Annotated in this window: 13 protein-coding genes; 8 read left to right on the top strand and 5 right to left on the bottom strand. The window is 49.4% G+C overall.

Going from position 1 to position 14,591, the window contains the following annotated elements; translation table 11 throughout:
• The first annotated feature begins 343 nt into the window (after positions 1–343).
• The 8 genes from PHU49_02500 (at position 344) to PHU49_02535 (ending at position 9,768) form a co-directional block, all read left to right on the top strand.
• Positions 344–1,009, top strand: a complete 666-nt coding sequence (locus PHU49_02500; GenBank protein MDD5242865.1) for a CerR family C-terminal domain-containing protein — start codon at positions 344–346, stop codon at positions 1,007–1,009.
• Positions 1,006–2,373, top strand: coding sequence for a TolC family protein (locus PHU49_02505; GenBank protein MDD5242866.1), 1,368 nt, complete (start codon positions 1,006–1,008; stop codon positions 2,371–2,373). Before PHU49_02500 ends, PHU49_02505 begins: the two co-directional genes overlap by 4 nt.
• A 116-nt stretch (positions 2,374–2,489) precedes the next feature.
• Positions 2,490–3,476, top strand: a complete 987-nt coding sequence (locus tag PHU49_02510) for an efflux RND transporter periplasmic adaptor subunit (GenBank protein MDD5242867.1) — start codon at positions 2,490–2,492, stop codon at positions 3,474–3,476.
• A gap of 45 nt (positions 3,477–3,521) precedes the next feature.
• Entirely contained in the window at positions 3,522–4,448 is a 927-nt protein-coding gene (locus PHU49_02515; GenBank protein MDD5242868.1) for an ABC transporter ATP-binding protein, read from the top strand.
• 49 nt (positions 4,449–4,497) lie between these two features.
• On the top strand, positions 4,498–5,424 hold the full coding sequence (locus PHU49_02520) for an ABC transporter ATP-binding protein (protein MDD5242869.1): 927 nt from the start codon (positions 4,498–4,500) through the stop codon (positions 5,422–5,424).
• Between the two features lie 70 nt (positions 5,425–5,494).
• Positions 5,495–6,604: an ABC transporter permease gene (locus tag PHU49_02525; GenBank protein MDD5242870.1), complete on the top strand. Its 1,110-nt coding sequence runs from the start codon at positions 5,495–5,497 to the stop codon at positions 6,602–6,604.
• A gap of 2 nt (positions 6,605–6,606) precedes the next feature.
• Positions 6,607–7,719, top strand: a complete 1,113-nt coding sequence (locus tag PHU49_02530) for an ABC transporter permease (protein ID MDD5242871.1) — start codon at positions 6,607–6,609, stop codon at positions 7,717–7,719.
• Between the two features lie 291 nt (positions 7,720–8,010).
• A complete protein-coding gene (locus PHU49_02535; protein MDD5242872.1) occupies positions 8,011–9,768 on the top strand; it encodes a DUF362 domain-containing protein in 1,758 nt (585 codons plus the stop codon).
• 223 nt (positions 9,769–9,991) lie between these two features.
• On the opposite strand, the gene PHU49_02540 is transcribed toward PHU49_02535, so the two are convergent.
• The 5 genes from PHU49_02540 to gmk all read right to left on the bottom strand — a co-directional run bounded on the left by PHU49_02540 (position 9,992) and on the right by gmk (position 14,518).
• On the bottom strand, positions 9,992–10,528 hold the full coding sequence (locus tag PHU49_02540) for a phospholipase D family protein (protein MDD5242873.1): 537 nt from the start codon (positions 10,526–10,528) through the stop codon (positions 9,992–9,994).
• A 381-nt stretch (positions 10,529–10,909) separates the two neighbouring features.
• The gene (locus tag PHU49_02545) at positions 10,910–11,713 is read right to left on the bottom strand and encodes a 4Fe-4S binding protein (GenBank protein ID MDD5242874.1); all 804 of its coding nucleotides are present in this window, start codon (positions 11,711–11,713) and stop codon (positions 10,910–10,912) included.
• A 92-nt stretch (positions 11,714–11,805) separates the two neighbouring features.
• Positions 11,806–13,437, bottom strand: a complete 1,632-nt coding sequence (hcp, locus tag PHU49_02550) for a hydroxylamine reductase (protein ID MDD5242875.1) — start codon at positions 13,435–13,437, stop codon at positions 11,806–11,808.
• A gap of 276 nt (positions 13,438–13,713) precedes the next feature.
• The gene (gene rpoZ, locus PHU49_02555) at positions 13,714–13,953 is read right to left on the bottom strand and encodes a DNA-directed RNA polymerase subunit omega (protein ID MDD5242876.1); all 240 of its coding nucleotides are present in this window, start codon (positions 13,951–13,953) and stop codon (positions 13,714–13,716) included.
• Complete coding sequence (gmk, locus tag PHU49_02560; protein ID MDD5242877.1) at positions 13,934–14,518, bottom strand: guanylate kinase; 585 nt, start codon at positions 14,516–14,518, stop codon at positions 13,934–13,936. The genes rpoZ and gmk overlap by 20 nt, the downstream gene beginning before the upstream one ends.
• Positions 14,519–14,591 lie beyond the last annotated feature (73 nt).

Consider the following 14,591-nt stretch of genomic DNA (forward strand, 5'->3'; position numbering starts at 1 on the left):
TGACATTATAGCGAAGAGCGTAAGAGCTGAGGGCAGAGAATGAGGGGAACAGATGCTGGTCGCTCGTCGCTTGATACTGGTTCAAACCAGTGACAAGCGACGAGTAACGAGGGACAAGGTTTTCACCACGCCCTATTCACTATCAACGAAACGACCAGATAGACCAGACAGACTAAATACAGACAGACTAAATAGACCAGACAGACCATATTTGTTGCTGTTGGCTGTGTGATGACCGCTGACGGCTATCTTCATTCATAATCATCAAAATAGTCTTGACAAATTAAAACACTTGTTTTAAACAATAGAATAAAACTAATGTTTTAAACAGGCGTTTGATACAATGGAAAAGACGAACGGGACCCACGAGACACCTGCGGATACAAGGAAAAGGATCCTTGAAACTGCCGGCGAGGTATTTGCAACATCCGGATACAGGAACACGACGATACGTGAGATATGCAGGTCTGCAGGGGTAAATGTCGCCGCTGTAAATTACCACTTCAGGAACAAGGAGGGTCTCTATCTGGCACTTCTGCAATACCGGCAGGAGGTCGCATTCCGGAAGTACCCGCTTGATTTCGGCACCGCCTCCACTGACCCGCCAGAAGAACGGCTCAGGGCATTCATCAGGTCTTTCGTTACGCGCATCCTTGGCGAAGGGGAGGTTTCGCGGTTTGGAAGGCTCATGGCAAGGGAATATATCGAGCCCACAAACGCCCTGGACATGGTCGTTGAAGAGACGATCCGTCCGCTCTTTACACGTCTGTCCTCGATCGTGAGGCAACTCCTTGGACGGAAGCCGAAGGAAGAAACGGTACGTCTCTGTTCGGCGAGTATTGTGGGCCAGTGCCTGTATTTTCTTTACGCTGCTCCTGTCATCAAGAGACTTTTCCAGCAACAGGAATTCGGTCCAAAGGAGATAGAGGCAATAGCAGACCACATTGCCGGATTTTCATTACATGCCATAGGGTCTTTTGCCGATGGGAAGGGAGGTGAAAAAAGATGAGTCAAACCTGTTTCAGGACTTTGAGAAAAAAACGGATGGGATACGCATGTGGCATCACAGGCCTCACCCTTATCCTCTACCTTTCCCTGTTTCAAGGTTTTTCTCTTGCGAAGGAACTTGTCCTTAACACATATACCCTTGACTCGATTATCCACTATGCCCTTCAGAACAACCCGAGGATCAGAATATCCGGGAAGGATATCGAAACTGAGTTGTACGGCATTGATGCGGCGAGGTCCGAAAGGATGCCAAAGCTTGATTTCGGAAGCGGTGCCGTCAGATACCGTTACCCTTCGCCGCTTACTCCAATCTCCGGGCCTCTGGGTCCCGGAGCAGATTTCCCTGACTTTGAGAGAAACGTTTATGATACGGGTTTATTCGTCCGGCTGCCTTTATTCAAAGGCGGACGTCTCTACAGGGGGGTGCGGATCGCGGAGATGAAAAAGGCCGTGGCAGAGGACACGTATACGGTGAACAAACAGGAGCTTGTCTATAACCTCTCAAGTGTTTATTATAAGATCGCTCAGCTTGAGAAACTTTTGACTGCCAATGAGGCATCGGTAAGACAGCTTGAGACTCATAGGAAAAATGTAGAGCTTTTTTTGAAGGCAGGCACTGTCCCTCCGCTTGACCTTTTAAAGACAGAGGTTGAGCTCTCTCATGCAAAAGAGAACAGGCTCCTCGTAAAAAACAGTCTTGATAGCGCCTATGAGCTGCTTAAAACACTCATGGGCATCGACGATACGGAGAGAAAGATCTCCATCGTCCACATGGCGCCTTCCCCTGATACCCTGCCTGACGTTGAAGGCAGTATCGGCAAAGCCCTTTGCCAGAGGCCGGACTATAAAGCCGTTGAAAAGAAAAAGATGATCAGCGAGGAGCGGATCAAGGTTGCCCAGGGAAAGAGATTTCCCGATATATATGCGGCAGGGGAATATACCGGCAGGGCAGGAGATAGCCTTGCCTTCAAGGAGAACTGGAATGTCGGGGTCAGATTGGTAGTCCCCGTTTTTGACGGAGGCCTTATACGATCAGAGGTAGACAAAGAGAGAAATGAGCTTGAAAAGGTAAAAGAGGAGGAGCGTTTGCTGAGGCTTGTAATCGCCAGGGAGGTAAGAGACGCGCATCTGAATATTGCCAATGCAAAAGAGAGGATTGACGTCACGGAAAAGGCGATTGCAAGCGCACGGGAGAATCTAAGGGTGGAGCTCCTGAAATATGACACAGGGGCCGGTACCAGTACGGATGTCATTGATGCCAGGACCGCACTTTTAAGGGCAGAGACAGAGTATTACCAGGCGCTTTACGATAAAGAGGCGGCCGTTGCATATTTGAAGAAGGCGATAGGAGAGGATAATTATTAGCTCATGGCCCATAGACCGGTAAGCACCGAGGAGTATATAACAGGCGACAACAGTTTATCATATGATGTCAGCCATGTCCCTGCTGCCGGCTGTGGGCAAGACCGCGGGGGTAAGCGATGAAACGAAAAAAGATTATCGTGATCGGGGCTGTGATCGTCATAGCCGCAGCAGTTTTCCTGATATATAAATTCGGCAACAGGGGCGAGGAAGGGGTGATGCTGCTTTCAGGTAATGTGGAGGTGACTGAAACGAATGTGGGATTCAAGATCGCGGGAAGGGTCGTTGAACTTCCCGTAGATGAAGGATACAGGGTCAAAGAGGGTAATATCCTTGCCAGGCTTGATAATGCTGAGCTTGCCGGTGTTGTCTCACAGAACAGGGCGGCGCTGAAGGAAGCTGCTGCGCGTCTATCTGAATTGCAGGCAGGATCGAGGTTCCAGGAGATAGGGCAGGCGAAGGCGAATGTAAGCTCCCAGGAGGCTGAGCTGATCAAGGCAAAGAAGGACTATGAAAGGGCGGAGATGCTCTATAAGAATGGCGCCATATCTGCTTCCCAGTTCGATACGGCAAAAAGCGCCTACGACAACCGGGCCGCGCTTCACAAAAATGCACTGGAAACATTGAGCCTTGTCAAAGAGGGACCGAGAAAGGAAGAGATAAAGATGGCTGAGCATCGCGTGGAACAGGCCAGGGCCGCGCTGAACACATCCGGGGAACGCTTTAAGGATACGGTCATATATGCCCCTGTATCGGGTGTAATCCTGCGAAAAAATGTCGAGCTCGGCGAGACCGTGGCGCAGGGGACTCCCGTGGTTACGATAGGTGATCTCGCAAGTCCCTGGATAAAGGTCTATGTCAGGGAAGACAGGCTTGGCCTCGTGAAACTCGGACAGAAGGCGAAGATAACGGTCGATACCTACAAAGACAGGTTTTATGAAGGTGTTGTTACTTATATTTCCTCCGAGGCGGAGTTTACCCCCAAGAGTGTCCAGACTCAGGAGGAGAGGGTGAAATTGGTTTTCGGCGTCAAGATCCGCGTGAAAAACGAGCATGACGAACTGAAACCGGGTATGCCGGCAGACGTGAGGATCTATCTTGAGTAGTTCCCGGTTTCCCGCGATGAGCGGGACCGGCGGCTCATAACGAAGATGAACGAAAACATTGCCGTAAAGACAAACAATCTTACAAAGGTGTTTGACAAAAATACTGCCGTGGAGAACCTCAATATCGAGGTCCGGAAAGGCGAACTCTTCGGCCTCGTGGGACCTGACGGCGCCGGCAAGACAACTGTCATGAGGCTTCTTGCCGCAATAATGCAGCCGACCTCAGGAGAGGCGTGGGTTGCCGGACATTCCATCATACATGAAGGAGAAAAGATCAAGGAAAGGATCGGTTATATGCCCCAGAGGTTTGGTCTTTATGAGGACCTCACCGTTATTGAAAATATTCATTTCTATGCCGATCTGTACGGATTGTCCCGGAAGGAGAGGCCGCCGCGGATTGAAAGGCTCCTTGGCTTCAGCAACCTCACCGCGTTCAGGGACAGGCTTGCAGGTAATCTTTCAGGCGGCATGAAACAGAAACTCGGGCTTGCCTGCGCCCTCGTTCATACACCGGAGGTGCTTTTTCTTGACGAACCGACATGCGGTGTCGATCCTGTATCAAGAAGGGATTTCTGGAGGATACTCTACGACCTCCTGAAGGAAGAGATAACCGTTTTTGTATCTACTGCCTACCTCGACGAGGCGGAACGCTGTACAAGGATAGGGCTTATTCACAAAGGCGCCATTTTGATGGCCGATGAGCCGGCAAGGATCAAGGATACTATGGGTATGCCCATGATCGAGGTCTTATCACCGGACGCGAGAGGGCTCAAATCGATCATTGCCAATATGGCCGGGGTCCGGAGCGTCAACATGTATGGCGATAGACTGCATATTGCTGTTGAAAAAAGAGATATTATTGACACTGTTTTGGAAGAGTTCCGCAAGAGGGATCTTGAAATACAGGGTCAGAGGGAGATTACCCCTTCCCTCGAGGATGTATTTATCTTCATGGTCGGGAACAGTTCATAACATATGATTGACGGTTTATGGCAAAAAGGAAAGAAGGCAGGGGATAGGCGTGAACAAAGAAGATATTACCGTTGAGGTAAAAGGTCTGCGACGGACCTTCGGAGATTTTATCGCCGTGGATAATATAGACCTGAGCGTGAAGAAGGGTGAGATATTCGGTTTTCTCGGGCCCAACGGTGCAGGCAAGTCGACGACGATCCGGATGCTCTGCGGACTTTTGATGCCCACAGGCGGAAGAGGTACGGTAGGCGGATATGATATCATCGGGGAATCAGAAGAGATAAAAAAGATCATAGGATATATGTCACAGAGATTCTCTCTTTATGACGACCTCACCGTGGAAGAAAACATTAACTTTTTCAGCGGTGTTTATAATGTGCCGAAGGATAAGAGGGCCGGTCGAAAAGAATGGGTCATTGAGATGGCGGGACTCAGGAACAGGAATGATGCCGTCACGAAAACGCTGGCGGGAGGCTTCAAGCAGAGACTTGCACTGGGTTGCGCAATCCTTCATGAACCGCCCATTATCTTTCTCGATGAACCAACATCGGGGGTAGATCCCATATCGAGGCGTAATTTCTGGGACCTTATTAACGGGATGTCGGGGGCCGGCACAACTGTTTTTGTTACCACCCATTATATGGATGAAGCGGATTATTGCGACAGGCTTGCACTTATCTATCGCGGCAGGATTGTTGCCGAGGGAACACCGGTTGAGCTGCGACAGAAATACATGCAGCGGAGCGTGCTGGAGATAGAGGTTGACCGGACCGTCGAGGCATTGGAGATACTGCTGGGAAGCGACATTGACGCGGCAATCTTTGGAAGTACGATCCACACTACCGTTGAAGATGCCATAGGGGATATTCCGCGTATCAAAAAGGTATTGGAAGAAAAACATATAGGTGTCGGCAGGGTTGAAGAGATCGTGCCGTCGCTTGAAGATGTATTTGTTGCACTGATAGAGACCTCCTGAATACTGGCAACCTGTATTATCGGGTAACCTGTATTACATGAGAGGATATGGCCGGCATAAAGGAGTTGGTGTGAGGTTATTAAGGATCAAGGCGATAATCAAGAAGGAGTTTATCCAGATAGGCCGTGACCCCTTCAGCCTTGGAATGGCGTTTTTAATGCCTGTTATTCTTCTTTTTATTTACGGTTATGCCATAACCTTTGATGTCGATAAGATTAACACGGTCGTCTACGACATGGATAAAAGCCCTCTCAGCAGGGAACTCATTGCGGAGTTCAGAGAGTCGGGCTATTTCAGCGTCATTTCTTATCTCGACAGGTACAACGAGATCGATCCCTATCTCGATGCCGGAAAGGCAAAGGTTGCCATAGTGATCCCTTACAATTTTTCAAAAAACACGCGGACAGGCAGGGGCGCGCAGGTCGAGGTGATCCTCGACGGCGGTGATTCGAATACGGCAAACATCGCCCAGGGATACGTTGCCGCAATATCTGCACAGTATACACGGAGAACAGGAATAAGCACAGCAAGGCCTCTCATAGATTCAAGAAGCCGCGTCTGGTATAACACGGAACTGAAATCGAGGAATTTCATTATCCCCGGGCTGATAGCGGTGATCATGTCTGTGATCATCGCGCTCCTTACCTCGCTAACCATTGCGCGGGAATGGGACAGGGGAACCATGGAACAGCTCATATCAACGCCCTTGAAGACGCCGGAGCTGATTATCGGAAAACTGATCCCTTATTTCCTGATAGGGCTCATCGATACCGTTCTGACGATCCTGATGAGCACCCTTTTGTTCGGAGTCCCCCTGAGGGGGAGCCCCTTTCTGCTGATCACGCTTTCGAGTATCTTTTTGATCGGAGGCTTGAGCTTCGGGATACTTATTTCAATAGCGGGAAGAACACAGACCGCGGCAAGCCAGATGGCCATGGTCAGCTCCTTCCTCCCTTCATTTCTGTTGTCAGGGTTTATCTTTTCTATATCCAACATGCCGAAGCCGCTCCAGGCCGTCACGTATGTTGTCCCCGCACGTTACTTTGTGACGATCCTCAAGGGGATATTCTTAAAAGGCATAGGGTTGAGACTGCTCGTTATGGAAACATCCCTCCTTGTGATCTATGCCGGCCTTATCTTTCTTATCGCAAACAAGAAATTCAGGAAAAGGATTGAATGACCATGTTTGAGCGCATTCGCAATCTTGTTGTTAAAGAATTTTTACAGACATTCAGGGACAGGAGGATGATATTCTTTATCTTCGTCACCCCCATGATCCAGCTCGTTATGTTCGGATATGTAGCTACAACCGACGTTAACAACGTTCCAACGGCGTTGTATGATCTCGACAGGTCTTCCGAAAGCAGGGAGCTTTCGAGAAGGCTTATGTCATCGGGATATTTTACCATTGAGTATGCGCCCGGATCGCCGGATGAAGTCCGGGACCTTCTTGACAGGGGGAAGGCGCTCTGCGCAATACAGGTCAACAGGGGGTTCGGGAAAGACCTGAGAAAAGGTATTCAGACAGAGATTCAGGTGATCGTTGACGGCACCGATTCGAATACGGCGATGATCGCCATGAATTATATAAACACGGTGATCGCGGGATACTCGAAGGATATGACGTCTGTGCCGGTAAAGGTGAAGGTTGCCGGGATCGATTTTCGCCCGCGGGTGTGGTATAACCCTGACCTGAAGAGCAGAAATTACAATATTCCCGGAGTGATAGCCCTCATTGTCATGCTCACGTGCCTCATGCTCACATCAATGGCAATAGTAAGGGAAAGAGAGGTAGGTACCATGGAACAGCTCATGGTAACACCCATACGGCCTATCGAACTTATGCTCGGGAAGACAATCCCCTTTGCCGCCATTGGTTTTGTCGATATGCTCCTTGTTACAATAGTCGGTGTATTCTGGTTTGATATACCTGTCAAGGGGGCGATACTGTTCCTCTTCCTGTGCACAGGCGTATACCTCCTCTCCGTCCTGGGTATAGGACTTTTTATATCGACCATATCGAAGACACAGCAACAGGCGATGATGGCAACGTTCTTTTTCTTCCAGCCGGCCATACTCCTCTCCGGGTTTGCAACCCCCATAGAGAATATGCCGGCCATATTCCAGTACATAACCTATCTGAACCCCCTCAGGTATTTCCTCGTGATCGTCCGGGGCATATTTTTGAAAGGCGCCGGCTTCAATGTGTTGTGGACGCAGATCCTCGCCCTTCTCCTGCTTGGCCTGACGATACTCACGCTCAGCGCAGCGCGATTCAAAAAGCGGCTGGGATAACAATATAAACCCGTAAGAAAGGCAGCGGAGAGCTGAGAGCTAAAGAAGCCGTCAGTGTCGAACATCGATAATCATCATCGAGTATCGGGTTCGCTATGAACCATGAGCTGCCTTTCTCGCCGAACGCATCATGCCGAACGGTCTTCTTTACAATACCGATATACGAGATACGATATACGAAATACGGTCTGTTACGTTTCGTCATCCGTCTTGCCCGCAGGGTTCTATTGTGATAATCTAAAGGACCGGTTGATTGTCTCCGGGACAGCGCGGGAAACAGGGAGGAGAAACATGACATCAGGTATTACGCTCAAGAAGGGCAAACCATCGAAGATATTTTATGAAAACCTCCGTAACTATTACGAAACCGTCGAAAGGGGTTCCGATTATGCAACTTTTAAATGGGGGCAATGGCTGAAAAACCCTGATATCGTTGCCTATACGGCAACGGTGGATCACAAAGCGGCCGGCTGGATCATCTATAATACCGGAACAAGCACCATCGAAGAGATACTGGCAACAGAGAAATGGAAAGGAAAGGAGATTGAGCCAAAGATGGTGGATGCCCTCATTGTGAGAGAGAATCTCATCGCGGCGGAGGTCTTGAAAACAGATGCCGGGAAATACCGCTGGATGGTTGAATACGGATTCCGGCCTATCCGGACGAGAAATATTGATGGATTATTATTGAGAAAGCTGGAGCTAAGCACCTCGGTCCTCTTCAGGAGATTGGCCGGAGTCAAGCCCTGCAGGCCTTACATGAAAAAAGAACGGGTGGCGATTGAAAAGATTCCCGAGACGCGGTCGGAAAGAGAGATTAAAAGAGGCCTGAAGAACCTCATAGATAATCTCGGTGGTCTGGGCAAGTTCGTTAAGAAGGGGCAGTCTGTGGTTATCAAGCCTAACCTCGTCAGCGACCACGGGATGCAAGATGGTGTCTGCAAGGGCGGTATTGTAACGGATGTGAGGCTTGTCAGGACCCTCATCGAACTCCTTCTTCCCGTAGCCGGAAAGATTATCATAGCCGAAGGCTCATCGATCAACAGGAGCGCGACGGGGAAGATGTTTACCCTTTATGGATATGACCGTTTGGTTGAGATGGATCCGGAAAAGATTAGTCTCGTGGACCTGAATACCGACGAGCTGGTAGAAAAGGCCGTACCGGGAGAAAAGAGGATGTCCTCGCGGAAGATCCCCCTGACAATAGAAAATGCCGATGTAATCATTAACGTCCCTGTATTGAAGATGCATTTTGCCGCAACTGTATCCCTGAGTGTCAAGAGCCTCCAGGGCGCTGTTCCTCCCCTTGAAAAATATATGAGCCATTTTTTCGGCCTCTGGCAGAGTCTTGTCAATATCCATCACCTTGTGAAACCGGACCTCATCATTATCGACGGCCTTACAGGACAGGAAGGTTTTGGACCCGTATCGGGTACTCCAAAGAAAATGGATCTTTTAATCGGCGGCACAAACCCCGTGGCTGTTGACGCAGTTGCCATGAGGGTAATGGGCCTTGATCCAGTCATGTCCCCACCGGTATGGATGGCATATATGCAGGGATTGGGTTCCGTTGACCCCGATCGGATTGCCGTTATCGGTCCTTCAATTGATGAGGTAGCGAGTCCTTTCAAACTGCCTGAGATCAATATAGGGGGCGGAAGAGATATCAGCGTTCACGCGGGCAATGCCTGCTCGGGCTGCCGGGGCTATCTCCATTTTGTCCTCAACAAACTGCGTAGAGGCGACCCCCGGGATGCAAGCAGGTTTCTCATCGACAGACCCTTCGATAAAAAGGTACATATCTACCTTGGCCCCGATACAGAAGAAAAGATCGATCCAGGCGCGAGAAACATCTTCATGGGCATCTGCCAGCAGCATAACGCTGAGATGGGCGTACATCTTCCGGGCTGTCCCCCTCACGCAGAGGTGATCATGAACGGGATATTCAGCCTTTTCCCGGACGTGGAACGCCCGAAATATGCGGACGAGACAGAAGAGGCAAAACTGGGAAAGATGCTGGAGGAAGTCCTGGCGAAACACAGCTCGTAGCAAACCGTATATCGTAATTCGTATATCGTATATAGAAATTCTGAGCAAAATCTTATGAAAACTGTCAGCTTTCTCTTGTCATCGCGGGGAGCGGAGCGATGTGGCGATCTCATGTATGGGATTGCCACGCCCTGCGGGCTCGCAATGACGCGATGTTTAAAGCCTCGATGTACGAACTACTATATACGATATACTATATACGATTTGCCATGAACCTATCCGGTTAGTATTTCCTTGAATGCTGCCTGTGGCTGAGCCAGTTGTCGGCGTATACCTTGGCGAGCTCGCCGGATTTAATGATCAGGATGTTTTCCGCGTTCTTGCTCTCCGCGGGATAGGTGTAATTGAAAGAGCCGGTAATGACCGTCTCGCGATCGATGATCATGATCTTGTTGTGTGAATTTGTGTGTTTATCGTCGATGTAGACAGATACGCCGCCCTTCGAAAGGGTTTTTGCTGTTTTATATTGCCGGTTTTTCTGTTCACCCTTGTCAAGGATGACCCCGACATCTACCCCTCGTTTCTGTGCTTTCACGAGGGCGTTTCTCAATGGCGCCGAGGTGAACGAAAACATCTGAACAAGGATCTCCCGTGTCGCTGTTTCCGTCTCTTTTATAATCTTATTCGTGCATTTCCCTCCAGGGCTGAAACAGACTATCGTGGGGGTATTGTTTAGTGTCAGGTCAGTTCCCCGGGATGGGTACGGATATGCTACGCAGATAGTAATCGCAAACAGACATATAACGAGGATCTTTTTCATCGTTGTTCTCCTGACAATGGATTTTGTTTATTGTAAATCACGGAATAATAGCGGTCAACATTAATCAGATAACAATACACCCGTAAGGCGTGAGGCGTCAGGCGGAAGGGGAAGAACCGAAGGACGAGGGACGAAACAGAGGGTGGAAAACTCAGGAACGAGGTTCTTGTTATATCGTCATCGCGAGGAGCGAAGCGACGTGGCGATCTCATCCATTGAGATTGCCACGCCCTGCGAGCTCGCAATGACAACGTACTGCGCTTCGCTCGCAATGACCTATTACCTATCACCTTCCACGGGGTTTATCCAATTACGAATTACGATTTACGAATTACGGGTTTTCTCAACCTCTCACCTTCTCATCCTCTCATCTTCTGCGTTTTACGCTGCCGGTTTTTGTCTCTTAACGATAGTACCTCCTGGGCTTACAATGACGGTCTCGACGGGGATATTCTTTTTTGCCAGGGCCATTGCCTGTTGTACTATGAGCGGCATCTTTGAACAACAGGGGACCTCCATGATCAGGATGGTGATGCTCCGGATACCCGCTGTTCTGAAGATATCGGCAAATTTATTGATGTATTCTTCTGTATCGTCGAACTTTGGACACCCCAGAAGCACTGTCCTGCCTTTGAGAAAGTCTCGATGAAAATTCGGACAGGCAACGGGTGTGCAGTCAGACGCCACAAGGAGATCGGCGCCTTTCAGGAACGGAGCTGTCGGTGGAACGAGTTTGATCTGCACAGGCCAGTGGGAGAGGGCCGAGGACATATCCGACCGGGAAACAGGTTGATTTGCTGCTTCACAGGTGGTTCCGAACGTCTGGAGGTGTGTTGATGAGCAGCCACACGGTAAAGAACCGTGAGTTTCAAGTTTCAAGTTTCGAGTTTCAGGTTCAGTGTTTTTGATGTTTTTCTCTCCGCTCTCAGCTCTCCGCTCCTCGCTGTTTTTACGGTGTTCGACGGCTTCAGGATCGAAGGCGTCAGCCTCCCGTTCAACGATGCTGATTGCGCCTTCAGGGCATTCGCCGAGACAGGCGGCAAGCCCGTCACAGTAGTTTTCCGATACAAGCCTTGCCTTGCCGTTTACGAGCTCTATCGCGCCTTCTGCGCAGGCGGAGACACATTGTCCGCACCCATTACAACGGTCCTCGTCTATATTCACTATCTTTCTCTGCGTCTTCATGATGACCTCCTTGTTAGCTGAGAGCAAAGAGCGAAGAGTGAAAGATGCACAATTCAAATAAGTTGCCCCATGCCCTCCGCCCTCTGTTTGTTTTACTGCCCCAGTATTGCCTTCAGATCTGCCTCCGGTGTCGATATTGGTTTTATATCGTAATTCTTCACGAGAACATCGAGTATGTTGGGTGTAATAAAGGCAGGCAAAGTCGGTCCGAGACGCATGTTCTTGATGCCCAGATAAAGAAGCGTAAGAAGGATCGCCACAGCCTTCTGCTCGTACCATGACAGGATGAGAGAAAGGGGCAACTCGTTGACGCTCACGTTAAAGGCCTTGGAAAGGGCGACGGCGATCTGTATGGCGGAGTAGGCGTCATTGCACTGCCCTATGTCGAGAAGTCGCGGGATGCCGCCGATGTCCCCGAGGTCCTTGTCGAAGAAGCGGAACTTGCCGCAGGCAAGGGTTAAGACGATGCAGTCCTTCGGCACCTTCTCCACGAATTCCGTATAGTAGTTCCTGCCCGGCTTTGCGCCATCACAGCCCGCAACAAGGAAGAAATGTCTTATCTTCCCGCTCTTTACCGCCTCTATGACCGTGCCGGCAACACTCATTACCGTATTCCGCGCGAATCCGACCATCACCGATTTGCCGTTTTTGTCATTATCGAATCCCTTCATCGAGAGCGCCTTTTCAATAACGGGTTTGAAATTCCCGTCGCTTATATGTTTGACGCCGGGCCACCCAACAGTGCCGGCGGTGAAGATATTGTCCATGTATGAGTCGAGGGGTTTCTGGATACAGTTTGTGGTCATCAGGATAGCGCCGGGAAATGCGCTGAATTCCTTGTGCTGGTTCTGCCAGGCGGTGCCGTAATGTCCATAGAAGTGTTCGTATCTTTTGAGGTTTGGGTAACCGTGGGCGGGGAGCATCTCGCCGTGGGTGTATACATATATCCCCTTGCCTTCTGTCTGTTTCAGGATCTCTTCAAGGTCTTTCAGGTCATGGCCGGATACAAGTATCGCCTTGCCCTTTTTCGCGCCGAGGGGTACCTTCGTCGGCACAGGATGACCGTAGGAGTCCGTATTCGCCGCGTCGAGAAGCTCCATTGCCCTCAGGTTGATCTCCCCGCATTTAAGGACCATCGACAGCCATTCATCAAGAGACAGCGTATTCTCCAGGATCGCCCTTAATGCCTCGTGGATGTAAGCGTATACGGCATCGTCTTCCTTCCCGAGAAGTTGTGCGTGGTAGGCATATGCTGCAACCCCCTTGAGCCCGAAGAGAAGGGTATGTATGAGGGAGGTGATATCCGGGTTCGCGTTCCCCAGGCTTTTCAACCCAAAGGATTCCCCCTGCCTTACGAGTCCGTCAGGTGATACTTCAGGTTTTATAAGGCTGCGGCCTTCCGGAAAACCAATATTACCGCCCTTTGTTTTTATTGTATCCATCAGCCCGTCTCTCAGTTTAACGGCTTGCCGGATAAGCGATGTGAGCCGTGATGGATCGAAATCGACGTTTGTCAGCGTATGGAAGAGCGCCTCGGCAGTAAAGACGTCGACCTCGCGGTCGGCTAACCCCAGCCTCCTCGCCTCCACGGCATAATAAGAGAGCTCCTCGAGCAGATATACCAGAAGGTCCTGAAGCGCTGCCACATCGGGTTGCTTACCGCAGACACCCACTTTACTGCATCCTTCACCTTTTGCCGTCTGTTCACACTGATAACAAAACATATATCCCTCCTTGATTGTTTTTATTTGTTTCATTGTATTAAATATAAGGCGGGATCAATCAGCGTGCCTTGACTTAAGTCAAAAAAAAGAAAAAATAACCAATAACCAAACATCAATCACCAGTTAATACCCAATAACCAATGACCGAATCACCAAACGGGAAACAATACCTACAAGTCTTTATTTGGTTATTGAATATTGGGTATTGGTGATTAATTGGAGCTTGGTTATTGGTGTTTGGGTATTATCAGCATTAGGATTGAAGCGGTGGTTTCGTTACGGTGCGAAATTTGATAACTGGTAGGGGGCCTCTTTTTCCTCAAGGATCTCCTTCTTCTCAAAGTAGATCTCTTTGTCGGCAATCTCCCTCAGCGCCGTCACGATCTCTTTGTTGGAAGACTTTACAAGCGGTTTGGCGCCCTTTATCAGTTGTTTTGTCCTTTTTGCCGCCAGGTGGACAAGCTCGAAGCGGTTCTCCACCGTATCCATGCAATCTTCAACAGTTATTCTTGCCATATACCGTTCTCCTTACATGTTCTATCGTCTTTTTGAAATCTTCATATGCCTGAGTGAGTTTAATGTTGGTAATAGTATACTCGAATTGATCTTTTTGTGCAATCTCTTCTTCTGTGCTTTTCATTCTTAAAGCGATTTCCTTTTCTCCTCTCAGGGTGAGTCTTTCAATAAGCTCGTCTTTTGAGGGCGGTGCAATGAATATAAGGTGGGCGTTTGCGCATTTTTCTTTGACACTGAGGGCGCCCTTGACATCGATGTCAAGGATAACATCAATGCCCTTTTGCATTATGTCCAGCACTTCCTGTCTCGGCGTGCCATAAAGATAGTTATGGACATTTTCCCATTCGAGGAAGAGTCCTTTTTCCAGCATCTCCTGAAAGGTCCTGTTGTCAACAAAGTAATAATCTTTTCCGTTTATCTCGCGGTCCCTTTTCTGTCTTGTCGTGTAAGAGACGGAGAACCTGCTGTTGGTATCGCTCTTTAAGAATCTCTCTATGATCGTTGATTTCCCAACCCCCGAAGGCCCCGAAACCACAATCAGACATCCCTTTTTCTTAGTATCCACACTCGTCACCGTTGCTAATATCAAAGAGCAATAAGTAGGCAGTAGGCAGTAGGCAGTAAAGGCATCTGCTCCC

Source organism: Syntrophorhabdaceae bacterium, assembly GCA_028713955.1.
Lineage (GTDB): Bacteria > Desulfobacterota > Syntrophorhabdia > Syntrophorhabdales > Syntrophorhabdaceae > UBA5609.